The sequence below is a fragment of the Kitasatospora sp. MAP12-44 genome, from assembly GCF_029892095.1.
GTDB lineage: Bacteria > Actinomycetota > Actinomycetes > Streptomycetales > Streptomycetaceae > Kitasatospora.
In genome coordinates, this window is the sequence record NZ_JARZAE010000004.1 from 514,777 (window position 1) to 539,106 (window position 24,330).

The 24,330-nt window shown below is 70.4% G+C and carries 22 protein-coding genes, 1 pseudogene and 1 riboswitch; of the genes and pseudogenes, 9 read left to right on the plus strand and 14 right to left on the minus strand.

Annotation, left to right across the window (positions count from 1 at the left end; translation table 11 throughout):
- Positions 1 to 3 precede the first annotated feature (3 nt).
- Together P3T34_RS03460 and P3T34_RS03465 are read left to right on the plus strand one after the other, a co-directional pair.
- Entirely contained in the window at positions 4 to 1,317 is a 1,314-nt protein-coding gene (locus P3T34_RS03460) for a hydrolytic protein (RefSeq protein WP_280664475.1), read from the plus strand.
- A gap of 528 nt (positions 1,318 to 1,845) precedes the next feature.
- Positions 1,846 to 3,015 carry a DUF4157 domain-containing protein gene (locus tag P3T34_RS03465; protein WP_280664476.1) on the plus strand — a complete coding sequence of 390 codons (1,170 nt, stop codon included), beginning with the start codon at positions 1,846 to 1,848 and terminating at the stop codon, positions 3,013 to 3,015.
- A gap of 58 nt (positions 3,016 to 3,073) precedes the next feature.
- On the opposite strand, the gene gcvH is transcribed toward P3T34_RS03465, so the two are convergent.
- The 4 genes from gcvH to P3T34_RS03485 all read right to left on the minus strand — a co-directional run bounded on the left by gcvH (position 3,074) and on the right by P3T34_RS03485 (position 5,017).
- Positions 3,074 to 3,457, minus strand: a complete 384-nt coding sequence (gene gcvH / locus P3T34_RS03470) for a glycine cleavage system protein GcvH (protein ID WP_280664477.1) — start codon at positions 3,455 to 3,457, stop codon at positions 3,074 to 3,076.
- Positions 3,458 to 3,522: 65 nt separating this feature from the next.
- Positions 3,523 to 4,089 carry a GNAT family N-acetyltransferase gene (locus P3T34_RS03475; protein ID WP_280664478.1) on the minus strand — a complete coding sequence of 189 codons (567 nt, stop codon included), beginning with the start codon at positions 4,087 to 4,089 and terminating at the stop codon, positions 3,523 to 3,525.
- Between the two features lie 82 nt (positions 4,090 to 4,171).
- The gene (locus tag P3T34_RS03480; protein WP_280664479.1) at positions 4,172 to 4,765 is read right to left on the minus strand and encodes a choice-of-anchor C family protein; all 594 of its coding nucleotides are present in this window, start codon (positions 4,763 to 4,765) and stop codon (positions 4,172 to 4,174) included.
- 30 nt (positions 4,766 to 4,795) lie between these two features.
- Positions 4,796 to 5,017 (minus strand): hypothetical protein, encoded by a 222-nt coding sequence (locus tag P3T34_RS03485; protein ID WP_280664480.1) that lies wholly within the window; start codon positions 5,015 to 5,017, stop codon positions 4,796 to 4,798.
- A gap of 218 nt (positions 5,018 to 5,235) precedes the next feature.
- Positions 5,236 to 5,320, plus strand: a riboswitch (ZMP/ZTP riboswitch).
- 34 nt (positions 5,321 to 5,354) lie between these two features.
- On the opposite strand from P3T34_RS03485, the gene P3T34_RS03490 reads away from it, so the two are divergent.
- From P3T34_RS03490 to P3T34_RS03500, 3 genes are all read left to right on the plus strand, one after another.
- Complete coding sequence (locus P3T34_RS03490) at positions 5,355 to 6,512, plus strand: phosphoribosylaminoimidazolecarboxamide formyltransferase (protein ID WP_280664481.1); 1,158 nt, start codon at positions 5,355 to 5,357, stop codon at positions 6,510 to 6,512.
- 67 nt (positions 6,513 to 6,579) lie between these two features.
- On the plus strand, positions 6,580 to 6,807 hold the full coding sequence (locus P3T34_RS03495; RefSeq protein ID WP_280664482.1) for a hypothetical protein: 228 nt from the start codon (positions 6,580 to 6,582) through the stop codon (positions 6,805 to 6,807).
- A 243-nt stretch (positions 6,808 to 7,050) separates the two neighbouring features.
- Positions 7,051 to 7,884: a hypothetical protein gene (locus P3T34_RS03500; protein WP_280664483.1), complete on the plus strand. Its 834-nt coding sequence runs from the start codon at positions 7,051 to 7,053 to the stop codon at positions 7,882 to 7,884.
- A gap of 217 nt (positions 7,885 to 8,101) precedes the next feature.
- On the opposite strand, the gene P3T34_RS03505 is transcribed toward P3T34_RS03500, so the two are convergent.
- From P3T34_RS03505 to murQ, 4 genes are all read right to left on the minus strand, one after another.
- Positions 8,102 to 9,811 (minus strand): hypothetical protein, encoded by a 1,710-nt coding sequence (locus tag P3T34_RS03505; RefSeq protein ID WP_280664484.1) that lies wholly within the window; start codon positions 9,809 to 9,811, stop codon positions 8,102 to 8,104.
- 300 nt (positions 9,812 to 10,111) lie between these two features.
- Positions 10,112 to 11,860 carry a TIGR03767 family metallophosphoesterase gene (locus tag P3T34_RS03510; protein WP_280664485.1) on the minus strand — a complete coding sequence of 583 codons (1,749 nt, stop codon included), beginning with the start codon at positions 11,858 to 11,860 and terminating at the stop codon, positions 10,112 to 10,114.
- 241 nt (positions 11,861 to 12,101) lie between these two features.
- Positions 12,102 to 13,532 carry a PTS transporter subunit EIIC gene (locus P3T34_RS03515; protein WP_280664486.1) on the minus strand — a complete coding sequence of 477 codons (1,431 nt, stop codon included), beginning with the start codon at positions 13,530 to 13,532 and terminating at the stop codon, positions 12,102 to 12,104.
- A gap of 71 nt (positions 13,533 to 13,603) precedes the next feature.
- Entirely contained in the window at positions 13,604 to 14,566 is a 963-nt protein-coding gene (gene murQ / locus P3T34_RS03520; RefSeq protein ID WP_280664487.1) for an N-acetylmuramic acid 6-phosphate etherase, read from the minus strand.
- A gap of 151 nt (positions 14,567 to 14,717) precedes the next feature.
- Here murQ and P3T34_RS03525 point away from each other — a divergent pair.
- Positions 14,718 to 15,032, plus strand: a pseudogene (locus P3T34_RS03525) (hypothetical protein); the annotation flags it as partial.
- Between the two features lie 102 nt (positions 15,033 to 15,134).
- Here the strand turns inward: P3T34_RS03525 and P3T34_RS03530 are convergent.
- Together P3T34_RS03530 and P3T34_RS03535 are read right to left on the minus strand one after the other, a co-directional pair.
- Complete coding sequence (locus P3T34_RS03530) at positions 15,135 to 15,698, minus strand: helix-turn-helix domain-containing protein (protein WP_280664488.1); 564 nt, start codon at positions 15,696 to 15,698, stop codon at positions 15,135 to 15,137.
- 4 nt (positions 15,699 to 15,702) lie between these two features.
- Positions 15,703 to 16,401, minus strand: coding sequence for a type 1 glutamine amidotransferase domain-containing protein (locus P3T34_RS03535; protein WP_280664489.1), 699 nt, complete (start codon positions 16,399 to 16,401; stop codon positions 15,703 to 15,705).
- 209 nt (positions 16,402 to 16,610) lie between these two features.
- Between P3T34_RS03535 and P3T34_RS03540 the strand changes: the two genes are divergently transcribed.
- Positions 16,611 to 17,573 carry a LysR family transcriptional regulator gene (locus P3T34_RS03540; protein WP_280664490.1) on the plus strand — a complete coding sequence of 321 codons (963 nt, stop codon included), beginning with the start codon at positions 16,611 to 16,613 and terminating at the stop codon, positions 17,571 to 17,573.
- Between the two features lie 25 nt (positions 17,574 to 17,598).
- Here P3T34_RS03540 and P3T34_RS03545 read toward each other — a convergent pair whose 3' ends face one another.
- Positions 17,599 to 18,447 (minus strand): acyl-CoA thioester hydrolase/BAAT C-terminal domain-containing protein, encoded by an 849-nt coding sequence (locus P3T34_RS03545; protein WP_280664491.1) that lies wholly within the window; start codon positions 18,445 to 18,447, stop codon positions 17,599 to 17,601.
- Positions 18,448 to 18,613: 166 nt separating this feature from the next.
- Positions 18,614 to 20,533 (minus strand): molecular chaperone HtpG, encoded by a 1,920-nt coding sequence (gene htpG / locus P3T34_RS03550; protein ID WP_280664492.1) that lies wholly within the window; start codon positions 20,531 to 20,533, stop codon positions 18,614 to 18,616.
- 281 nt (positions 20,534 to 20,814) lie between these two features.
- Between htpG and P3T34_RS03555 the strand changes: the two genes are divergently transcribed.
- Both P3T34_RS03555 and P3T34_RS03560 read left to right on the plus strand, forming a co-directional pair.
- A complete protein-coding gene (locus tag P3T34_RS03555) occupies positions 20,815 to 21,477 on the plus strand; it encodes an NAD(P)H-dependent oxidoreductase (protein WP_280664493.1) in 663 nt (220 codons plus the stop codon).
- Positions 21,478 to 21,524: 47 nt separating this feature from the next.
- The gene (locus P3T34_RS03560; protein ID WP_280664494.1) at positions 21,525 to 21,872 is read left to right on the plus strand and encodes a hypothetical protein; all 348 of its coding nucleotides are present in this window, start codon (positions 21,525 to 21,527) and stop codon (positions 21,870 to 21,872) included.
- Between the two features lie 55 nt (positions 21,873 to 21,927).
- Here P3T34_RS03560 and P3T34_RS03565 read toward each other — a convergent pair whose 3' ends face one another.
- Together P3T34_RS03565 and P3T34_RS03570 are read right to left on the minus strand one after the other, a co-directional pair.
- A complete protein-coding gene (locus P3T34_RS03565) occupies positions 21,928 to 22,479 on the minus strand; it encodes a YceI family protein (RefSeq protein WP_280664495.1) in 552 nt (183 codons plus the stop codon).
- 291 nt (positions 22,480 to 22,770) lie between these two features.
- Positions 22,771 to 24,327 carry a hypothetical protein gene (locus tag P3T34_RS03570; protein WP_280664496.1) on the minus strand — a complete coding sequence of 519 codons (1,557 nt, stop codon included), beginning with the start codon at positions 24,325 to 24,327 and terminating at the stop codon, positions 22,771 to 22,773.
- Positions 24,328 to 24,330: the final 3 nt, after the last annotated feature.

Sequence of the window (24,330 nt, forward strand, 5' to 3'; positions counted from 1 at the left end):
GGCATGACCACATCCGCCGAACTCGGCCTGCCCGCCTTGACGGTGTCGCCCGGAGGGGTGGCGACGACGACCCTGACGGTACGCAACGACACGGACATCGTTGAGGCGTACTCGCTGGAGGTGGTCGGAGACTGCGCCCCGTGGACGACGGTCGAGCCGGCCCGCGTCTCGCTCTACCCGGGGACGTCCGAGAGGGTGACGGTACGCCTCGCGCCGGCCCGCTCCCCCGACGTCCGGGCGGGTGAATTCCCGCTCGGCATCAGGGTGCTGCCGACCGAGCGCCCCGGGCTGGTGACCGTCCCGGAGACCACGGTCACCGTCACGGTGTTCCACGAGCTCCGCGCCGAGCTCGCTCCGCGCCGCCGCCGAGGCTGGCTCCGCGCGCGCTACCGGACGTCGGCGCATAACCTGGGCAACGCGGTCACCACGGTGACGTTCGCCCCCGCTCAGGCCGGCGAGGAGCTGCGCTTCGGGTTCGCCCCGGAGCGTCTGCTCCTGCAACCCGGCGAGTCCGCCGAGGCCCGACTGCGGGTCCGCACGCGCAAGTTGATCTGGTTCGGCAAGCAGGCCGCCTGGCCCTTCGAGGTCGCCTTCCAGCACGACGGCGGCGCCGACGACCAGGCCGGCCCGCAGCCGGCCGACCGCCGTCAGGTGCTGCACGGCACCTTCGTCCAGCTCCCGATCTTTCCGAAGTGGCTGCTCGCACTCCTCGCGGCACTGATCGCGCTGCTGCTGGCCTGGTTCGCCCTGGTGCGGCCCGCGGTGCAGAGCTCCGCGCGGCAGGCCGCGACGCAAGCCGTCAACCAGCAAGCCGCGGCACTCAATCCGGGCGGCGGCGGCGCAACGCCGGCGGGCTCGGCCGGCGGGGGCACGGGCGGCCAGAGCCGGCCGGGAGGCGGGCAGCAGAGCAGCGGCACCGGTACCGGCACGGGCGCCGGCCCGGCCGTCCCCGGCACCGGCCAGCAGAGCTCCACCACGATAGACGTGCAGACCCCGGGCGCCGGCGCCGCGGTGGGCAGCTACCCGGTGCCGCAGGGCAAGGTCTTCGGCATCACCGATATCGTCGTCGCCAACTTCCAGGGCGACCAAGGGTTGTTGACCATCAAGTTCGGCGATCAGACGATCACCACCATCGCCTTGGAGACCTTCCGCAACCAGGACTACCACTGGGTCACCCCCATCGAGGTCACCGAGGGGCAGACGGTGACGGCGAACGTGACCTGCCAGCTGCCGGGCACTCCGGCCTCGGGGAAGCAGGCGTCCCAGTGCCACGAACTGCTCAACGTCAGCGGGGAAATGAGTGATCTCAAGCATTGAATCGGCGCACAGGGCATCCCTCTCCTCCCCGGGAAGCCAACCGGTTCGTCCCTGCCGTCACCACTCCCCCTTTGCCACTGTCCTTACACCATGGACCTGCCAATACCTCTCTTTACCCTGACCACTTTGAGAAGTCGTTTGTAGCAGCGCACGGCCAGCATGTGGCATGGCAGCAGGCCGTGGACTGCCGAATTCCACCGGACTGTCCGCGCGGGGCAGTCGGCCCGCCCCCTGGGAACAGCGAAGTGTGCCCTCGCAGGCGGCTGACGCATCACCATCTCCGTTGTACCGTATCGGCGTTGCGCGCAGTCAGAGCCGTCAGCCGCGCGATCGGGACCGTCACGAGATCCGCACAGCGCGCCGACCGCTGCGGGCAGGACCATCGACGGAAGGGACGCAATCGCCGTGCGCGCTCACGAACCATCCCGCCGGGCCGACCACGCTGCCGCACCCAAAGCCGCCCAGACCACCCAGGCAGCGCGAGCACTCGCCCTGCAACGGACCGTGGGGAACGCCGCGGTGGCGCGCATGATCGAGGAAGAACGGCGCAGGCTCGGCGGCGACACCGACCCGGTGCTGTCTGACGCACAGCCCGTCCAGCGCTCCTCGGTCCACCAGGTGCTGCGCACCGCCGGACGGCCCCTGGACGGAACCACCCGCCGCGAGATGGAGTCGCGCCTCGGCGCCGACTTCTCCGACGTGCGCCTGCACACCGGCAGCGCGGCCAGCGCCTCGGCGGCCGAGGTCGGCGCCCGGGCCTACACCTCCGGCAACCACGTCGTGATCGGCGAAGGCGGCGGCGACCGGCACACCCTGGCGCACGAGCTCACCCATGTCGTCCAGCAGCGCCAAGGGCCGGTCGCCGGCACCGACAACGGCGACGGCCTGAAGGTCTCCGACCCGTCCGACCGCTACGAGCGCGAGGCGGAGGCCAACGCCGCCCGCGCCCTCTCCACCCCGCTCACCCCCGACCGCGCGTGGACCCCCGGCGAGGGCAAGCCGCCCGCCGCCGGGGGCGCGGTGCAGCGGATGCCCAAGCGCAGCAAGGACGAGGCGGAGATCAAGGGGAACAGCCCGCCCCCGCATCGCCGCACCCGCTCCAAGGCCAACGCGGCGGATCTCGATCTCAACAAGCCCACCCTGGAGTTCGAATCCGACTACGAAGGCCCGCGGACCCAGCGGCTCCACGCCGACCAGAGCATCGGGTTCCAGCAGGTGGCCCGGTTGAAGAACCCCGCGGGCGCCCCGCTGCGAGCCGCCACCAACTACCACTTCTGGCAGGAGGTCACCGACTCCTACACGCAGCTGGTCGAGGCGGACGGCCTGGGCGACCAGACCTCCTCGCACGAGTGGATGCAGGACGGCCCCTACCGGCCGAACTACACCAATCCCGTCATCAACAACAGCCAGAACAGCATCGACTTCCCGGACAACCCCGGTTTCTCGACCACCGCGAGGCTGACGTCCGGGTACTGGCTGAAGTCCTACAGCATCTCGTTCCGCTGGAAGGTCGCCCGGAACACGGGCAGCTGGAACAGAAACCTGCCGTGCTGGACCAGTCCCGTCGTGACCCACACCCTGACGTCGGCCTTCGACCCGGAGAACCCGGAGGCGGCCGCGCCGATCGCCGCGAACGCGGCGGGAAACCACACCTGGAACGTCGACCTCTCCACGACAGGCGCCGCGGAAGGCCAGTGACCTACGCAGCGGGCCGCGCCCTCGAACGAGAGCGCGGCCCGCTTGGCGCTACCCCTCGTCACTCCTCGGCGACGATGTACGCCTGATACTGGTCGGCGGTCAGCAGCCCGTCCAGATCCTTGGCGTTGGACATCTCGATCTTGATGATCCAGGTGTGGTGGGCGTCGTCGTTGATGTCTTCCGGCGCCTCGTCGAGCTGCCCGTTGGTCTCGACGACCTTGCCGGCGACCGGCATGTAGAGCTCAGACACCGCCTTCACCGACTCCACGGTGCCGAAGGGGTCCCCGGCGTCGAACTTGTCCCCTACCTTCGGCATCTCAACGAAGACGATGTCGCCGAGCTGCTTCTGCGCATGCTCCGTCAGACCGACCAGGCCTGTCCGGCCCTGGGCCTGGATCCACTCGTGGTCCTTCGTGTACTTGCAATCGGTGGGGTACGCCATGTCCGCCTCCTGAGTTGTGGCTGCCGACACAGCCTCCCCCACTTCCCCGGCTCCGAGACGGACGTTCACCCGTATGAGTGAGTCGCCAACCACCCCTGACGCTCTGCGAGCCGGACGTGCAGGTGGCCGTCCTGCGGGTACGTCGGAGGGTGCGCCGGCATGACGGACTCCAGCAGGTAGCCGGTCTTCTCGGCCACCCGGCAGGAGGCGTCGTTACCGACCTGGTGGAGCAACTCCAGCCTGCTCACACCCGGGCCCGCGTGGCCGGCCAGGGTCCACGCGGTGACCGCCTCGACCGCGCGAGGGGCGACCGCGCGGCCGCGGGCGTGTGCGGCGGTCCAGTAGCCGATCTCGGCGCTGCCCCGGGCGCGCGCCTTGGCCGGACGCTTGAGCACCACATGGCCCAGCAGGACCTCCCCCGCGGTGTCCAGCACCGCGAAGGCGTACCGCTCCCCCGCCGCCCACTCCTCCTGCTGCCAGGCGATCCAGCTCAGCGCCTGCGCGTGGTCGCTGACGCGCATCGAGGTGTTCTGCCGCACCAGCGGGTCGGCCGCCGCGGCGACCAGCTGGCCGGCATGCTCCTCCGCCCAGGGACACAGCGTCAGTTCGGCCGATCTCAGCTCCGCGGTCATCATCGCTCCCCGTTCGTCATCACCACCCGATCATGCCGCACCTCCACCGTGCACAGGATCGGGGCCCAGCCTGCCGGCTCTGTCAGCCGTTGCTGCAGGTCGGGCAGGGTGCGCAGCGCTCGATCCGGACGTCGTCGACGACCGGCCCGAACGGACTGTTCGGCGTTGTGCTGGCGAAACCGATGGTGGTGGCGGAGTTGGTGGCCTGGAAGGTGAACTGTCGGTTGACGTACCCCATGTTCGTGAACGACTTGCCGGCGGTGTCGAAGGAGAAGTCCTGGAAGTCCTGCCCGTCGATGAGGGCACTGCCGGTCTTGAGGATCGGGGGCCCGGCGGGGTTGCCGGCCAAGGCATAGGTGACGGTGTAGTTCGCACCGGGGACGGTCGTGAAGGTCTGCGCCACCGCACCGGGACCGACGCCGTTGAGGTCGACGGACTGGTCGCCCTCCGCCGCCTGCCAGAAGCCGGCGCCGATCAGGTCAACGGTCCCCGCCGTGACCGTCCACGGTCCGATGGTCTGCCCGGCGGACAGGTCCGTGTAGCTGTTGACCGCCACCCTCGGGTACTCGAAGCTGCCATCGTCGAAGCGGCTGACGGTCTGCGCCGAGGCGGTGACGCCCAGACCGGCGAGCAGGACAGAGGTGGCCGCGATAACACAGGCCCGCTTGACAAACATGAAGTTCCCTCCCGAACGGTTGACACCACATCAAGTGATGCGCCTACGAAGAGAATAAGTGGATCCGAGCGAGGGAGAAAGGCCTCGAAAGAAAGACAGATAGTCATACAGCATGAGGGTGCCCGGCAGGGCTTCGGCGAAGTCTGCTGATGTCCTCGGTCCCCCGAACTTCTCGGGGTCGAGAGTGAATTGCATCCTGGCCGCTACGTCCTCGGCCCACAGCAGCATCAGGCGCGGGATGTCCACGCGCACCGACAGCGCGTCCTCGCGCAGGGGCCTCGAGGCGTCTACGGGTCCACCCGCCACTGGTGTACCGGCGGCGATGCCGGGCCCGGGCCCATCACCTTCTGGATACTTCGTCTCCCGCGCGCGTGCGAGCCCTACGCCTTGCACGGAGTCCCCTCGGTGAGCCACTTCCCGATCCCGCCTGCCCTTGACCGTCGAACTCTGTGCGCGCTGGAGGTAGCATCGTGCCCGGCCGCAACTGGCGAAGGTGGAGAACCACCGGGGAGCGGCCGTTTTCCCGCGTGAGCGTCGACCGCCTGGGCGCCTGCGTCAGTGATGTCCCGCTGACCCAGGAGGCTATGACGTGGATCTGCGCTATGGAATCAACCCGCAGCAGGCGGTGGCGAGTACCGCACCGGTGGAGCTCGGCCGATGGCCGGTCCGGGTGCTGCAGGGCAGCCCGTCCTACATCAACATGCTTGACGCGCTGAACAGTTGGCAGCTGGTGCTGGAGGCGAGCCGAGTCCTGAACCGGCCGGCCGCTGCCTCCTTCAAGCATGTCTCGCCCGCCGGCGCGGCGGTCGCCGGTCCCATCGATGACGTCACCGCCGAGCTCTACGGCATCGACCGCGACAGTGTCGGCGCGCTCACCAGCGCGTACCTGCGTGCCCGCGACGCCGATCCGAAGTCCTCCTACGGCGACTTCGCCGCCGTCTCCCACCCGGTCGACGCCGAGCTCGCAGAACTGCTGACCCGCGTGGTCTGCGACGGCATCATCGCCCCCGGCTACGCTCCCGGCACCGTCGCGACGCTTAGCAGGAAGAAGAACGGCCGCTTCCTGGTCATGGAAGCAGACCAGGCGTTCACGCCCCCGCAGCACGAGACACGGGAGGTGTTCGGCCTGCGGCTGTCCCAGCAGCGCGACGAAGTGACGCTCTCCACCGCTCTGCTGGACAATGTCGTGTGCGGCACACTGCCGACCACGGCAGCGGAGGACCTCCTGCTGGGCCTGGCGGTCCTGCGCTACACGCAGTCCAACTCCGTGTGCTACCTGCGTGGTGGGGCGACTCTGGGGATCGGCGCAGGCCAGCAGTCCCGAGTGGACTGCACGCGCTTGGCCGGCGCGAAGGCCGACACCTGGTGGCTGCGGCGTCACCCGGCTGTCCGGGCACTCTCCTTCCAGCCGGACACCCGGCGCCAGGACCGGATCAACTGGCAGATCCGCTTCGTCGAGGGCGACCTCACCCCGGATGAACGCACCCGCCTGTCGACGGTCCTGTCAACACCCGCACCCGAGTTGACGGACGAGCAGCGCACGCGGTGGCTCGCCGGCCTGGCAGAGGTGGCGTTCGTCTCGGACGGCGCGTTGCCGTTCCGCGACAATGTCGACCACGCCCACCGCCACGGTGTCGCCTACATCGCCGAGCCGGGCGGATCGATCCGGTCCGGCGAAGTCGAGGCCGCCTGCCGCGAGCATCAGATCACTCTCGCCCGCACCCGGCTCAGGCTCTTCCACCACTGACGGCCCCGATCAGGGCGAGCCGGCCGGGCGGTACGGGCGCCCCGATCTGCGGACCGACGGCTCGCCCGTGTTCATCAAGCTGGCCACCGGAGTCCTGGGCAGCGGCGCCTTCGCCACCGACCAGGCGCACGGGACGGTCCTGAGCGCGGGAGAGGCCGTCTTCCAGCCCGTCACCTGGCTCTCCTCCCCGCCGATCGCCCCCAACGCGACCTGCACGACCGGCTCGCAGCTCATCGTGGTCCGCAACGACGACCGGGTGGTTTCCGGCATGAACTGGGCTGCTCACTGCGAGTAACAGCAATACCGCACGTCTCCACCGGAAGGAAGCTGTTGGCGATCTTCACTTGGCCTGTTGCGCCGGGTGGCTGGTTTCTTCCCCGCCTTCTTCCCGTACCGCCCTGGGGTCACCGACTCTTGAGACCGGATAGCGGACCTGAGCTGTGTGAGGAGAGCCGGCGTGAGCGGTAGGCGGAACAAGGGGCATGGGGACATCGCTGCCAGCGGCTCGCACGCGTCGGCGATCCCCATCCCAGAGGGTATGGCAGCGTTCGACGACATCTACGATCAGCCAGATCCTCGGGCCTATTTCCGGGCATTGGGCCCGCTGGAATATCAGGCTCCCCATCACGGACAGAGCATCTTCCAGCGGGCGGTCGCGGCCCGCAGGCGGACAGCCCGCGCGGCGGAACCGGTGACCGTGCTGGACATCTGCTGCTCGTACGGCATCAACGCCGCCCTCCTCAACCACGACGTGACACTGGACGACCTCTACGCCCACTACACGTCACCGCAGGCCACCGCGCTGACCACAGCCGAACTGATCGAATGGGACCGCAGCTACTACGCGGCTCGTCGGCGCCGTGACCCGGCCCGGGTGATCGGACTCGACATGGCCACCAACGCGATCTCCTACGCACGCGAGGTCGGCCTGCTGGACGAAGGCTTCGCCGAGAATCTCGAGACCGCGCCTCCCTCTCCGTCCCTGCTCCGCGCCGCGCGGCACGCCCGTCTGATCACGATCACCGGAGGGGCGACCTTTCTGTCCCCCCGCACCTTCCAACCGATCCTGACCTGCGCCCACGACCCGGTGTGGGTCGCAGCCTTCGTGCTGCGCACCACCTCGTACGCGTCCATCGCCGCATGCCTGGCCTCATACGGCCTGGTCACCGAGAAGGCCACCACGCACACGTTCCGGCAACGACGCTTCACAGACGCGGACGAACAGCGATACGCCGTCAAAGCGGTGACCGCGGCCGGCGATGACCCGTACGGGAAGGAGACCGACGGCTACTTCCACACGACGCTGCACTTGTCGCGCCCCTCTGAAGACGTGACGGCATTGCAGCTGACCGACCTGATGCCGAGCCTGTGAGCCGAGCCCTGCCCACACACTCCCCGGACTCAGGCGAAGATCGCCAACATCATCCCGGAAGTGAGCCAGAGCCGATTACGGGACAGAGACGTTGGCTGGACAGGCCCCCGACTGACCCGAAGTGGCCATCTGGGCGGCGGAGTTCATGTCGGTATCCAGCTTCCGGGCCGGACTCGACGAGTCCGGCCCGGAACGGCTCAGTACGCGGCTGAGGCGGTCACTGGCTGAGGATCATCTGGGTGCCGTCGGAGCCGACCGCGATGGCCGTGACGACGGGGTCGCTTTCCTGGGTCCAGTTGTAGAGCCCGATGCTGCTCTTGGCGAAGACCGTGCCGTTGTTGTCCAGGATCAGCTGGACGCCGCTGTTGGTGGCGATGGCCTTGATGCCGGGGTCGCTCTCCTGGGTCCAGTTGTAGAGCCCGATGCTGTTCTTGGCGAGGACCGTGCCCTTGTTGTCGAGGATCATCTGGGTGCCGTCGGAACCGACCGCGATGGCCGTGACGACGGGGTCGCTTTCCTGGGTCCAGTTGTAGAGCCCGATACTGTTCTTGGCGAGGACCGTGCCCTTGTTGTCGAGGATCATCTGGGTGCCGTCGGAGCCGACCGCGATCGCCTGCACCACCGGGTCGCTCTCCTGGGTCCAGTTGTAGAGCCCAATGCTGCTCTTGGCCCATACGACGCCGCTGTTGTCCAGCATCAGCTGGACGCCGCCGTTGGTGGCGATGGCCTTGATGCCGGGGCCGCTTTCCTGGGTCCAGTTGTAGAGCCCGATACTGTTCTTGGCGAGGACCGTGCCGTTGTTGTCGAGGATCATCTGGGTGCCGTCGGAGCCGACCGCGATCGCCTGCACCACCGGGTCGCTTTCCTGGGTCCAGTTGTAGGGCCCGATGCTGCTCTTGGCCCATACGACGCCGCTGTTGTCCAGCATCAGCTGGACGCCGCCGTTGGTGGCGATGGCCTTGATGCCGGGGTTGCTTTCCTGGGTCCAGTTGTAGAGCCCGATGCTGTTCTTGGCGAGGACGGCGTTGTAGCCGGGGCCGGGGGCTGTGGTGTTGCTGACGATGAACGAGCCGCCCCCGTACGTGTGGTTCTGGCCGTCTGTCTCGCTGGCGATCATCGAGACGGTGTAGCTGCCGTTCGCCAGTTGCGTGGTGTTGAGCGCGTAGGGGTAGTTGGCGCCTCGGCCTGCCGGCACTTCGCTGTAGTAGCCGTTGGGGCCGGAGATGACGTAGTTGAGCCCCCCGATGACGTCGCTCTGCGTCGGGGTGGAGGTCAGGTGCACGGTGCCGCTGACGGTCTGTCCGGGGTTGAAGCCCGACAGTGTGACGTTGAAGTCCGCAGGGATGGCGGGGAGGGGGTTGGTGTAGCGCAGCAGCTCGTAGGCCGACGCCGGGTAGCCGTCGATCGAGGGGTCGTGGATGTTGGCCGGGTACTCTGCGGTCGGGACGCTGGAGTTCTCCTCGGCGATGTAGGTGAAGTCGCCGTTCGCCTGGTTGGTCCAGCCGGCGAAGAGGCTGATGTGCTTGCCCGCGACGGCGAGCGCGTCGCCGGGCTGCAGCTGGGACCAGCTGGTCAGCTTGGTGCTGTACGGCGCGGAGTCGATGCCGGGCGATGGCGTGGTCACCGCCGGACTGCTGGGCAGCTGCCAGGCCATGTCGACCAGACCGCCGTCATCGGTGCGGTAGGGCCCACCGACCTCGGCGTCGGCGAACGACTTCCCCTGGTTGTAGATGACCTGATGGCTCACCCAGTCCCGAGCGCGCTGGACCATCATGTCGCCGGTCAGTTGCGCACCGATGCCCGTCCCGACCGTCCCGGTCGACATGGCCGTCAAGGAACCGTTGCCGTAGTAATTGCCAGTGTCGGCGGACGCCGGCACGACAGTGCACAACCCCGCGACGACGGCGATCGCCGCAAGGGTGGCCACGCGCGCCAGAGAACGGGCTGGACGGGTCGGTGCGGACATCGGGACCTCCGAGGTGATGGGTACGTCGAAGAGGATCATGTCCGGCGAGTGCCGCCCGCGGAACGGTGCACGCCCGGCAGCAAGTTGCCAAGTTGCCAAGGCAACAAGCTGCCGCCGCCATCCGCCAGGCCCGACACAGACCTGACGGTCAGTTGCCGATGGTCAGCCAGGTGGGTGTTGCGACGATCAGTTGAATCCGCCCTGGTTCCCCCCATCACCAGGGCGGTGCGGCCCGCCCGCAGGTGGGCGGTGTCGGCGGGGTCAGCGGCCCGGCTTGGCCAGCAGCAGCTCGGTGTTGTGGTCCAGCGGGGTGCCGAGCTTGACTCCCGGCGTGGCGTACGGGTCGTTGAAGGAGAGCTCGCGGTAGAGCGAGGCCAGGCCCGCGTCCGAGGTGTCGTCGAAGGCGGTGCCATAGGGCGCGGCGGACTCGATCAGGGTGGTGAAGAGCGAGAGGGTGCCGTCGCCGTTGTCGGTGACCTCGATGATCCGCGCGTGCTGCGGGAAGTCGATGTGCGAGGCGGTGTTGATCTCCCAGAACGCCCGCTCGGGCACCGCGTGGCCGTGCGCGGTGATCTGGTTCTGGTGGGTGTGGCCGTTCACCCAGGCCAGGACGTTCGGGTAGCGCTGGAGCAGGGCGACCAGCGCGTTGCCGTCGTGCCGCAGCTCGAAGAAGTGGCGCGGGTCGAGCAGCAGGTTGCCCATGGTGGTGCTGGTGTGGTGGCTGAACAGCACGACCAGCCGGCTGCTCGAACCACCGCGCACCAGGTTGCCGTTGGTGTCGTACCAGTGGTCGCTGTTGGCCCGCAGCTGCTGCTCCAGCCAGTTCAGCTGCGCGGTGCCGATCGAGCCGTCGGCGAAGCCGGCCGCGTTGGTGGTGTCCAGGCTGATACCGAGGACACCCTCCGAGATCTCGAAGGTGTAGTAGAGGTTGCCGCTGTTGGCGGCATCCGAGGTGAAGCCGTGGCCGTAGGGGCCGGCGCCGGTGTAGGCCGGGTTGAGGTGCGCCTGGGCGAACTGCTTGGTGGTGAACGGCTGGCGACGGGCGTCGGGGGTGATCTCGCGGACCGCGTCGGCGTCCTCCAGCAGCTTGCCGAGCAGCAGCACGGCGGAGGCCGGGTCGCTCTTCAGCAGGCCGGCCAGCTTCGCCGCGTCGGCGTCGTCGCAGCCCTCGATCTTGCGGTCGCCGGTGTAGAGCGAGTTCAGCAGGCCCAGGTCGGGCAGCGTGCCCTCGATGCTGTCGTCGTGGTTGCCGACCGTGGTGTACCAGGGCGTCTTCAGGCCGGGTGCCTGGAACGAGCTGCCGGCAGCGCTCAGGAAGCCCGGGATCTGGGGGAAGCCGACCGCCTTGTAGTTGTCCTGGAAGGCGCTCTCCGGGTTCCAGTAGGCGGCGCTGCCGGAGTTCTGCACGCCCTCGTAACGGCTGGTGTCACCGCTGTTCGGGGTCACCTGACCGCCGCTCATCACCGTCAGGTACCAGTCGAGTTCGAGCTGCTCGTGGTTGTCGGTGTTGTCACCGGTGGCCATCACCAGGCTGAACGGCAGGCCGGTGTACGGGCCGGCCGCCACCTCGTTCACCCGCTCGACCAGCGAGGAGGCGCCGCGCACGGTGAGCGTCTCCTGCGGGCGGTGCGCGGCGTCGTTCCAGCGGGCCAGGTACTCGAAGCGCATCGGCGACTCGGTGTCGCACAGGTGCAGGTCGGTGAACTGGACGAAGCTCGCCAGGCCGGTGCGCCGGCCGTCTCTGCCGGCCTGCGCGGCGGCCAGCTCGCCGCGCACCACCAGCGGCCAGCCCGGACCGGAGAGCAGCCGCCGGTAGCCGCCGCTGCCGAGCGGGGTGGCGACCTGCTCCAGCGTCGTGCCGCCGACCGCCACCGCGCGCGCCACGGTGGCCGCCAGCGCGCCGTCCCGGGCGGCGGCCGACGCGAAGGTCCCGCCGGCCAGCGAGAGCGCGGCACCTGCGGCCGTGGCCGAAGCGCCGCCGATGAAGCGGCGGCGACTGAACGCGGACATGAGTGTCCCCCTTTTTGACACACCGCGGGCGGCCCTGGCGGCGCCGGCGGAGAACGGTGTACGACGGGTGGCCGACCCCGAACGCGGCAGGCCGAGAGCGCACGTTACCGGTTGGTAGCCGCGATCGGCAGTCCTGCGGAGGGAACTGTCGGCGAACAGTTCGGGTAGGTCCGGACGACACGAAGGGAGCGCCGGTCTCCCGGCGCTCCCTCGATTCCACCCTCAAACCTGCCGGCCGAGCTCACCCGGGCTCCGGGTTCAGCTCGGTGAGCATCGGTCGGGTGAAGCCGAAGAGGTAGGTGGCCAGAAAGCCGACCAGGTAGCCCGTCAGCAGCCCGCCCGCGTAGACCGCGACAGCGGCTCCCATGCCGTGCGTGCCTTTCAGCAGCGGGACGAGCGCCCAGCCCGAGGGGCCGATGGCGGTGGAGCCGACGGGTGTGCCGAGTTGGTTGCACAGGCCGATGAACGCGCCGCCCGCCGCGCCGCCCAGACAGGCCGTCACGAACGGGCGGCCCAGCGGCAGCGAGACGCCGTAGATCAACGGCTCGCCCACGCCCAGGAGTCCGGCGGGCAGTGCGGACCTGATGGTGGCCCGGATCGAGCTGTTGCGGTGCAGCCGGAGGTAGACCGCGATCGCGCAGCCGACCTGGCCGGCGCCGGCCATCGCCAGGATCGGCAGCAGCAGGGTGTAGCCCTGCTGCTGGATCAGGGTGACGTGGATCGGGATCAGTGCCTGGTGCAGACCCAGCATCACCAGCGGCAGGAAGAGCCCGCCGAGCAGCAGCCCGGCCAGCGCCCCGCCGTGCGAGAGCAGCCAACTCGCCGCCTCGCCGACCTCGTTGGCGACGGCGCCGGCGAGGCGCAGCAGGCCGAACAGGGTCACCAGACCGGTCAGCAGGACGGTCAGGGTCGGGGTGAGCAGCACGTCCAGCGCCTGCGGGAGCAGCCGCCGGCACAGCCGCTCGATCCGTACCGCCAGCAGCGCCGCGACCAGGGCGCCGAGCACGCCGCCCTGGCCCGGGGAGAGCTTCTGCCCGAAGACGGAGACGTCGGCCACCCCCGGGTAGACGATCACGGCGGCGACCGCGCCGCCGAGGATCGGGGTTCCGCCGAACTCCTTGGCCGTGTTGTATCCGACGAACACCGCGATCAGCGACATGAACCCGCCCGCGATCGCGCCGAGCGCCGGTACCAGGGCGGGCGCCAGCCCGAGGTTGGTCAGCAGGCCGTTGACGCCCGCCACGACGCCGCAGCCGATCAGGGCCGGGATCAGTGGCACGAAGACGTCGGCGATCCGGCGCAGCGCACGCTTGAGCGCGGTGGCATCGCGCTCCCGCCGGGGGCCTCGGTCCGTCAACTCCGCTCCCTGGAGGGGCTGTTGGCGGTCGGCTTCGAGGAGTCCTGACAGCTCCGCGGCGACCCGCGTCACGATGCCGGGGCCCAGCACGAGCTGGTAGGTGTCGTCCTCGACCAGGCCCAACACGGCTGGCAGAGAGCGGAGTTCGGTGTGCTGGACGAGGCCGCGGTCGACCAGGCCCAGGCGCAGGCGGGTCATGCAGTGGGCGACGGTGGCGATGTTCGCGGCGCCTCCGAGCAGCGGGAGGATCGCGGCGGCGGTCGCGGCGGCGGTCGTGGTGCGCGGAGTCGTGGTGCGGGGGGTCTCGTCGGACACAGGTGCTCGATTTCTGCTGGACGTCGTGTAGTCATGCAGTCATGTATTCGTGCAGTCGTAGAGCGGCGGTGTCAGCTGGACCCGTCGGCCAGGGCGTTGCGCAACCGGCCCTGGTGGCGGGCGAGTCGGGCGGCGGCGGTCGGGGCGTCGAGCCGGCCGAGGATCATCAGCAGCGCGTTCTTCACCTCGCCGTCGGCGGCGGCCAGGGCCCGCTCGATCGTCGCGTCGTCGGCACCGGTGGCCAGCGCCAGGATCCGGTGGGCCCGAGCCCGCAGCTTCTCGTTCGTGGCCCGCAGGTCAACCATCAGGTTTCCGTACGTCCTACCGAGTCGGATCATCGTGAGGGTAGAGATCAGGTTGAGGACCAGCTTCTGCGCGCTGCCGGCCTTGAGCCGCGTCGAACCGGCCAGCAGTTCCGGGCCGACCACCACCTCGATGCCGTGCTCGGCGGCCGCTGCCAGCGCGGAGCCCGCGTTGCAGGAGAGCCCGACGGTCAGTGCACCCAGCGCCCGGGCGTGCTCGACGGCGGCGAGCGGATAGGGCGTACGGCCCGAGGCGGAGACGCCGACCACGCTGTCCCGCTCGGTCAGGCCGATCCGGTCGAGGTCGGCGGCGGCCGCCGCGCGGTCGTCCTCGGCCCCCTCGACGGCGCGGCGCAGGGCGACCGGTCTGCCCGCGATCAGGCCGAGCACCTGGCCGGGCGCGGTGTTGAAGGTGGGCGGGCACTCGCTCGCGTCGAGGACGCCGAGGCGTCCGGAGGTGCCCGCGCCCGCGTAGACGAGCCTCCCGCCGCGGGCCATCCGCTCCGCGATGGCGTCGATCGCGGCGGCGATGCACGGGAGTTGGGCGGCCACTGCGCCCGGTACCAGCTGGTCCTCTGCGTTCATCAGCCGGGCGATCTCCAGGGTGGGCAACTCGTCGATCCGCGCGAGCTCGGGACGGTGCTCCTCAGTACTGAGCCTGCCCAACTGGACCCGCAGCTCGGCACTACCCGCCGTCCAGGCGGGCGCGTGGCTGGTCGGTTCCTCGGCCATCGAGCCGCCTCCGCAACTTCGGTGAGGTGTCGAGCGCGCACCGGTGCCCGCCGGGCCCAGTAGTAACGGCCGCCTCGGGCAACCCCGCGCAATGACCCTCCCGTGGGCGCGCCGCGCCGACACCGCCGCGCGGCGGAGTCGCTGATAGATTTCCTGGCTCCGCGATCCGGCCACCGGCAACTACCTGCTCGACGTGTTCCGCGAACCGCACGACGGCGACACCTGGATCTGCCGACGCGATGAGAGCATCCGGCTTCCCTACAGCGAGATCATCCACCGCACCCAGGACGGCATCCCGTATCTGGTACCCGAACTGGTCCTGCTCTTCAAGGCCAAGCACGCCCGCCCAAAGGATCAGACAGACTTCGACGCGACGGTCCCGCACATGACCCCGACTCAGCGCGAGACCCTAGGCGAGCTACTCGCCCACGTACACCCGGGCCATCCCTGGCTCGCCGACCTGTAGCACCCGCCGGCGGAGTGGCCGACGCGCTCGGGGCCCCTGACGCGGAATCCGTTGGTCGATGACGAAGCGCCGCCGGCACGGTCGGCCGGGCGGAGCCGCTGGTCACTCAGCGGGGCTCACGAGAACTCGCGGGATGTCGCACAGTCCGGTGTGGAGTGCGGCCGCCGCGCGGGCGAAGAGGCGCTTGGGGGCGGGCGCGCTCTCCAGGCCCACGACCAGCGCGATGCAGATGTCGGCCGCGTCCTCGGGCTGCTCCACGCCCGCCTGGGCGAAGACGTCGGCCAGCAGGGAGCGCAGCCGCGCGGTGAACTCGGTGCAGATGTCGCCGAACAACCGGGCCTTGCTGTCCAGGAGTTCGGCCGTGTGCGGGGAGTCCCCGGCGAGTTGCAGGACCAGGTCGAGCTTGGCCTCCAGCACGGCGCGGACGCGTTCGGCGACCGGGGCGTCGAACGCGGCGGCCTGCCGGGCCCGCGCGAGCGCCTGGGTGTGCAGGCGCTCGGCGAGCCGGCGGAACGCGTCGTCCTTGCTGCGGACGTACTGGTAGACCGCCGACCGCGACACGCCCATCTCGCTGGCGATGTCGTCCATCGTGGTGCGCCGCACCCCGTACCTGGTCAAGCAGGTGTAGGTGGCGTCGAGCACCTCGTCGAGCCGGCCGGCGGGCATGCGATCAGGCCAGCTTCTTGAGCAGCTCTGCTGCGAGCGGTGCGGAGGAGGAGGGGTTCTGCCCGGTGACCAGGTTGCCGTCGACGACGACGTGCGGGGCCCAGGGCTCGCCCTCCTGGAAGTCGGCGCCGAGCTCGACCAGGCGGTCCTGCAGCAGCCACTTGGCCTTGTCGGCCAGACCGGCCTGGATCTCCTCGGCGTTGGTGAAGCCGGTCAGCCTGCGGCCGGCGAACGGCGAGCTGCCGTCCTCGTTGCGGGCGGCCAGCAGCGCGGCGGGAGCGTGGCAGACCACGCCCAGCGGCATGCCGGACTTGAGCGCCAGGGTCAGCAGCCGACCGGAGTCGGCGTTGACGGCCAGGTCCTCCATCGGGCCGTGGCCACCGGGGTAGAAGACCGCGTCGTAGTCGTCCAGGCTGACGTCCTCCAGCTTGACGGGGTGCTGGAGCTCGGTGATCGAGGCGAGGGCGTCCGCGATCTTCTTGGCACCCTCCTCGCCGCCGTTGACCTGCGGGGCGAGGCTGCCGCGGTCGACGGTCGGGATCACGCCGCCGGGGGTGGCGACGACGATCTGGTGGCCCGCCGCCTTGAACGCCTCGTACGGGGCGACGGCTTCCTCGGCCCAGAAGCCGGTCGGGTGCTTGGTGCCGTCGGCCAGCGTCCAGTAGTCGACGCCGGTCATCACGAAAAGGATCTTCTTGACCATGATGAGAGTTCACTCCAAGGATGGTGGTTCCACGTCCTGACGCTCTGGACCCAGAACGTCAGCGTGCTTCATGAGCTCGAAGGTAGACCTAGTCAAGTACCAGCCACCAATGGAAGCGCCGATGGCTGCCATCGAAGATCCGATGGGACACCGGGAATGGCCATCGTCGCGCAGCCATCGCAGACTCCCAGACTCCTAGACTGGGCCTCATGAGCGATCGGGATGCCAATGGCTCCAGCCCCACCGGATCCGGCGCCACCGGCTCTGCCCCGTTGGACCTGAACCTGCTGCGGACCTTCCTGGCCGTCCACCGCGCCGGCTCGTTCACCGCGGGCGCTGCGCTGCTCGGCCTCTCGCAGCCCACAGTCACCGCCCAGATCCGGGCGCTGGAGCGACGGCTGGGCCGCGAGCTCTTCGAACGCCAGGCGCGCGGCGTCGCCGCACTGCCGTTCGCCGACGAGCTCGCGACCCAGCTCTCCGGCCCACTCGACCAGCTGGTCTCGCTCTCCACCTCCGTCACCGGCGAGGAGCGCACCGGCCCGGCGGAACCGGTGCACCTGGCCGGGCCCGCCGAGTTCCTCTGCATGACCCTGCTGCCCGCGCTGGCGCCGCTGGTCGCCGAGGGCGTCCGGCTGCGACTGGCCACCGGTCTGACCGAGCCGCTCCTGGAGGAGCTCCGAGCCGGCCGGCACGACCTGGTGGTCTCCACCCACCGGCCGCGCGGCCGGGCACTCGCCGCTGTGCCGCTCGCCGACGAGGAGTTCGTCCTGGTCGCCGCGCCCAGCTGGGCCGAACGCCTCGCCGGCCCCGACCTGCCCGCCGACCTGCCCGCCGCGCTGCACCGCGTCCCGCTGATCAGCTACGCCGAAGACCTGCCCATCGCCCGCCGCTACTGGCGGCACGTCTTCGAGCGCCGCCTCAACTGCCCGGCCGCGGTGACCGTCCCGGACCTGCGCGGAGTCCTCGCGGCGGTCACGGCGGGCGCCGGTTTCAGCGTCCTGCCCAGCTATCTCTGCCGCGCGGAACTCGCCTCCGGCGCCCTGGTGCTCCTGCACGAACCGGAGGACCCGCCGATCAACACCGCCTACCTCGTCCAGCGCCCCGGGGCCTCCACCAACCCCCACCTGGCCCGCGTTCGCGACCACCTGCTGGACTCGGCCCGCGCCTGGTGACGGCACCTGTGCGGATCGGGACTTGTCACCCGAGCCGGTCGAGGATCGATCCCCAGGCGGCCTCACCGAGCAGGGCGTCGCCCTCGGCCGTGCCCCCGTAGTGGTACACCGTCGACGGCGCGGCCGGGCCCTCCCCGGGCAGGCGCGGGCGATGTCCCGCGTCGTCGCGGGTGATCACCTCGACCTGGGCGCCGACCGCCTCTCGCCGCGCGGCCAGCTCTCGCGCGTACCGCAGGGCGGGCCACATCTCGTCATCGGCCCCTGCCACCAACAGGATGTCGGCACGTGCCTGCTCCACGGGGATGGCGGCGGCGTCCAGATCGGCGGCGAAGGTGCGCTCGCTCTGCTCGTAACAGCCCCGGATCGCCACCGGCCCGTCGCCGTGATCGGCCGACAGCCAGGAGTCGTCGTACGGGACGAACGGCAGCGGCTGCCCGCGCCAGCTCCACGACGAGCGGTACGGCCGCTGCTCCCCATCGAGCCCCGGCCCGACATTCCCCCACACCACCGAGGTCGGCGCCAGGGCCACCACCACGTCCACCCGCGGATCACGCACCGCCGTCAGCAACGCGGCCTCGGCTCCCTTCGACGTGCCCAGGATGCAGATCCGCTCCGCGCCCCGCGCCCGCAGTAGATCCACCGCCGCCACGAACGTCTCCAGCGGCACCTCACAGATCCCCGCAGCCTGCCCGGCGCCACCGAACCACCGGATCGCCAGCGCGAGACAGCCCTGCTCGGCCAGCACCCGCGCCCGCTGCCGCTCCACCCGCCCGCTCGACCCCGACAGCACCAGGACCCCGGTGCGGCTACCGCCGACCGGCTCCAGCAGCACCGCCTCCCAAGGAGTCACCAGTTCCTGCTCGATGACCTTCACGCCATCCCCCTCCCTCAGACCGTGCGATCGCCGTCCCGGGCATCGTACGAAATCTCGCTCCCCTATCGAACGTCCCATCAGAGCGCAGATGACAGACGGCAGAACGGGCGCTCGGGACCCGTCCTGCCGTCGGTGGCCGTGGCCGTGGCTGTGGCCGCTCGCGCGCCTACAGGCTGCGCTCGAGGCGGTCCGCCATCAGCTTGATGAAGCGTGCGGCATCCGTCAGCTCGCCGCCCTCGGCCAGCAGCGCCATGCCGTGCAGGAGTTCACCGGTCTCGACGACGCCGGTCTCGTCGCCGCCCGCGCCGTGCGCCTTGTTGAGGCCGGCGACCAGCGGGTGGCCGGCGTTGAGCTCCAGGATGCGCTTGACCTGGGGCACCTCCTGGCCCATCGCGCGGTACATGCTCTCCAGGGCCGGGCTCACGTCGTGCGTGTCCGAGACGACGCAGGCGGGCGAGACGGTCAGTCGTGAGGACAGCCGGACCTCCTTGACGTGCTCGCCCAGCCGGTCCGTCAGCAGGGTGAGCAGCCCGGCGTACTCCTGCTGCTGCTTCTCCCGCTCGGTCTCGGCCTGCTTCTTCTCCTCGTCCGTGCCGAGGTCGACCTCGCCCTTGGCGATGGAGCGCAGCTGCTTGCCGTCGAAGTCGGGAACGGCGCTGACCCAGACCTCGTCGACCGGGTCGGTCAGCAGCAGCACCTCGATGCCCTTGGCCCGGAACGCCTCCATGTGCGGGGAGTTCTCGACGGCCTGCCGGTTCTCGCCGGTCAGGTAGAAGATGTGCTCCTGCCCGTCCTTCATACGCTCGACGTAACTCTTCAGCGTGGTCGTCGCGTTCGCGTCGTGCGTCGAGGCGAACGAGGAGATGGCGAGGATGGCATCGCGGTTCTCGAAGTCGCTGAGCAGGCCCTCCTTGACGACGCGGCCGAACTCCCGCCAGAAGGTGGCGTAGCGCTCGGGGGCGCCGGTCATCATGTCCTTGACGCCGGACAGCACCTTCTTCGCCAGGCGGCGGTACATCATCTGGATCTGGCGGTCCTGCTGGAGGATCTCGCGCGACACGTTGAGCGACAGGTCCTGCGCGTCGACTACGCCCTTGACGAAGCGCAGGTAGCCGGGCAGCAGCGCCTCGCAGTCGTCCATGATGAAGACGCGCTTCACGTAGAGCTGGACCCCGCGCTGGTAGCCCTGGGTGAACAGGTCGTGCGGCGCGTGCGAGGGGATGAACAGGAGGGCCTGGTACTCGAAGGTCCCCTCCGCCTGGAGGCGGATGGTCTCCAGCGGATCCATCCAGTCGTGGCTGATGTGCTTGTACAGCTCGTGGTACTCGGCGTCGGACACCTCGTCCCGCGAACGCGCCCAGAGCGCCTTCATGGAATTGAGGGTCTCCGGCTCGGCGGGGGCGGCGTCCTCCTCGGCCGCGTCAGGCTCGGCGGGCTCGGCGGCCATCCGGACGGGCCAGGTGATGAAGTCCGAGTAGCGCTTGACGATCTCCCGGATCTTCCAGCGGGACGTGTAGTCGTGCATCCCGTCGTCGGTGTCCACGGGCTTGAGGTGGAGCGTGACCGAGGTGCCCTGCGGCGCCTCCTCGACCGTCTCGATCGTGTAGGTCCCCTCGCCGCTCGACGTCCAGCGGGTGCCCTGGCTCTGGCCGGCGCGCCGGGTCAGCAGCTCGACCTCGTCGGCCACCATGAAGCTGGAGTAGAACCCGACCCCGAACCGACCGATGAGGGTCTCGGCGCTGGCCGTCTCCTTGGCCTCCTTCAGCTCGCGCAGGAACGCGGCCGTACCGGAGTTGGCGATGGTCCCGATGAGCTTGACCACCTCGTCGTGCGACATGCCGATGCCGTTGTCCCGCACCGTCAGGGTGCGGGTCCCGGGGTCGGTCTCGATGACGATGTGCAGATCGGCGACGTCCGCGCCGAGCGCGTCGTCCCGCAGTGCCTCGAGGCGCAACTTGTCCAGTGCATCGGAGGCGTTGGACACCAGCTCGCGCAGGAAGACGTCCTTGTTCGAGTAGATCGAATGGATCATCATCTGCAGGAGCTGACGCGCTTCCACCTGGAACTCGAACGTCTCAGCAGCCATGACTTGCAATTCCTCCTGGGGTGACCAGTTGACGGTGACCAGTTGACGCAGACCGACCAGAGAACTGTAGATCAACCGGCTGTCACACCGGGCCCCGTCGCGCAGTTCGCCCGGACTGCCAGCCACCCGGACCCGCTTCGCCCAACGCTCGCCGCACCGGCACGGCCCGCCGCTGCGCCGCCCTGCGCCGATCCGATCGCGCGGCGTCGCCACCGGGACCAGACTGGTGGGGCAGACCGCCCCGGCCGGGCGGTCCACCCACCGCCGGAAGGGACGTACCCATGTCCGCAGACGCCACCCAGCCCGGCCCGCTCCGGGTCCTGGTCCTCGGCGCCGCCCTGCGCGCCGAGTCCACCAACGCCCGACTCGCCGCCCTGGTGGCCCGTTTGGCGGCCGACGCCGGCGCCGCCGTCGACCTCGCGGCCATGCACGAGTTCGACATGCCGCTGTACGACGGCGACGTGGAGGCCGCGGGCGGGATCCCGGACGGCGCGCTCGCGTTGCGCGACCGGCTGGAGCTCTGCGACGCGTTCGTGATCTCCTCCCCCGAGTACAACGGCTCGATGCCCGGCGCCCTGAAGAACGCCATCGACTGGGTCTCGCGCGTCCAGCCGCAACCGTTCAAGACCAAGCACGCGCTGCTGGTCTCGGCCTCCCCGTCGCTGGTCGGCGGGAACCGCGGGCTGTGGGCGCTGCGGGTACCGCTGGAGCACCTCGGCACCCGCGTCTATCCGGATATGTTCAGCCTGGGCCGGGCACACCAGGCCTTCACCGCCGACGGACTGCTCACCGACCCCGGGCTGCAGCAGCGTCTCGCCGAGACCGTCACCGCGTTCCTCGGCCTCGTCGAGGCCGACGCGCGCTACGGCTGCCTGCAACGCCGGTGGTACGAGTTCCTGGGCGACCGCACCGAGGCCGCCGTCACCCAGCGCGCGGAGGACTGACAGCTCCGCATTGGCGCGGACGGGGTGCGACGGTGCAGGGTGGCGGCATGTCCGAACGACGCGACCGCCGCCGCCTCCACGCCCGTGCCCGAGCTCTCGGGGTACCCATCGAGCAGGCCGTGCGTCGACCTGCCCCCACCCGGCCGGCGCGGCTGCCCGCGGCGCCCGACTGGCCGCGTACCGAAATGCCCGAGCGGAACGAGCGGAACAAGTGGGACGAGCGGAATGAATGGGACGAGCGGGACGACGCCCGCGCCCCCACCCGGCAGCTGCTGGCGGCACCCCCCGCGGCGGTCTGCTGCACGGTCACGCGCACCCGGGAGGTACTGGACGGCGGGACCGTCGTCCTGCTGACCCGCCACTCCGTCGACTGTCCGGTCTGGTCCGCCCGCTGAACCTCGGCCCCCCGACCGCCTGGCAGGCGGTCGGGGGGCCGAGGGCCGGGCCGGGTCAGCTCTGCTTGATCGCGGACACGTCGAACTCGAGGACCACCTTGTCGCTGACCAGGACGCCGCCGCCCTCCAACGCGGCATTCCACGTCATGCCGTACTCCTTGCGGCTGATCGTCACCGAGCCCTCCAGCCCGACCCGCAGGTTGCCGTAGGGGTCGACGGCGTTGCCGGTGTACTCGAAGTCGATGGCGATCTGACGGGTGGTCTCCTTGATCGTCAGATCGCCGGTCACCCGGAAGTCGCTGCCTCCGCTGGCCTCGACCGCGGTGGAGACGAACGTGATGGCCGGGTACTGCGGGGCGTCCAGGAAGTCGTTGGTACGCAGGTGACCGTCGCGCTGCTCGTTGCCGGTGTCGATGCTCGCGGTCTTGATCGTCACCCGCCCGCTGGAGCGGGTCGGATCGGCGCCGTCCAGATGGGCGGTGCCCTCGAACTCGAGGAAGGCTCCGCGGACCTTGGTCACCATGGCGTGCCGCGCGACGAACCCGATCCGGGTGTGCGCGGGGTCCAGTACGTAGTCTCCGGTGAGCTCCGGCAGCGAGAGGGTCATGATCGGTGGTCTCCTCAGGGGTGCGGCCCGCCGGATCGAAACCGCCACGGGCAGGGTTCCCCGCTCACGCTAGGGCCTACGCCTCAGCGAGAGCGGCATCCCACGCACCAGTCACCCGACCGGCCGCACCGGCCGGGGACGCCTGACTGCTGACCCAGCTGCTCCTACCGGCCCGCCCGCGCCGCACAGCGCACCCGCGCCCGGACGCACCCGCACGGCCCGACCCCGCCACCCGCACGGGTGAGCCGAACGCCGCAGCGGGATCCGAGCACGGGTTCCAGGGGTCAGTCCTCAGTCCCGCCGCAGGACCGTGACGCCGTCGACGACGGCGGCCCGGCTGTAGCGGTGGTCCAGGATGCCCTGGAGGCGTCCCGAGGGGTCCAGTGAACTCGGCGGGTCGTAGAGGACCACCCAGCGCGGTCCCGGTCCCGAGGCGCCGTCGAGCCAGTCGGCCAGCCGGGGTTCGGCGGACGGGATGGCCTGGAACGCCGAGTTCCACAGGTAGGGGAAGCCCGTGGAACGGTCGGCGAGCAGGTAGAGGTCGGCGGAGGCGGTGAACGCGAAGACGGTGTCGGTGGGCGCCGTGTTGCTGCGCAGCCAGCGCGACAACTGCCCGTTCACCAGCAGGCGCTGGTCGTCGATGACGGACGCGACCCGCTGCTGCGGGGTCTTCGCCGCCAGGTCGAGTTGGACCGCGAGCGGGCCTGCGACGGCAGCCGTCACCAGCGCGGCGGACACCAGTGCGCGGCCGCCGCCCGGACGCACGCGCACCGGCAGCCGGGTCACCGCCACGGCGGCGAGCACCGCGAGGGGGGCGATCGCCTGGACCCAGTAGTGGGGATGCGCGAACGGCCCGCCGAGCACTGCCACCAGGGCGGCGGCGAGCCAGAGCAGCAGCGGCACGCACCGGCGTAGGCGCCGGCGACGGTTCGGCGCGCGCAGCATCGTCGCGCAGCCGAGCAGGCCGACCACGACCAGGCCGAGCAGGTCCGGGGCGACGTGCAGGAAGGTCTGATAGTCCGGGCCCAGCCGCGACCCCGGTCCGCTGGTCGCGGCGACCGCCGTCTGAAAGCCGACGACCGCGAAGTACCAGCTGGACCAGCCGGTGACGGCGCCGTGGACGGCCGCGGCCGTCAGCGGGACCGCCGCGCCGGCGCCCGCCGCGAGCAGCGCCCGGGCCCGCCGCCCGGTCGCGGTCGCGGCGACGGCGGCCAGCACCACCAGCGGATCCACCGCGGACTGCTTCATCAACGGCGCGACGCCGCAGATCACCCCGACCGGCACCAGCCAGCGCACCGCGGCCGCGCGTCGCTGCCACCAGAAGGCCAGCGCGACGCCCGTCGTGCCCACCGCGGACGCGATCAGCTCGCCGTTGAACTCGTAGCCCTCGACGTACGGTCCCGCGCTGACCACCGCCACCAGCAGCCCGGCGACGACCGCTGCTCGCCGCCCCGCCAGCGCCCAGGCCGCGCCGGCCGCGCCGGCCGTCAGCACGACGGCGGCGGTCACCGCGCCGACCCGCAGCGCCGTGGCCGAGTACGACAGGTCGGTCACCAGGCGGAAGACCAGCATCAGCCCTTGCGGCCGGTCGACCCAGGCGGCGGGCGAGTAGAGGCGCGCGCCGCCTGCCCACTTCGCCGCAAGGTAGGCGTAGCCGCCCTCGTCCGGATCCAACGGCAGATGCAGCAGCGGCAGGCGGACCGCGACGGCCACCAGGGCGGCGAGCCCGACCAGCGCGAGCGCCGCGCCGCGCGCCCGCCGCGACGTCGATGCAGGTGACGTCTGTACAGGTGGGGACGGTGCGGGTGGGGACGGTGTCGGCTGCCCTGGCTCGCCGGTGCTGCTCATCCG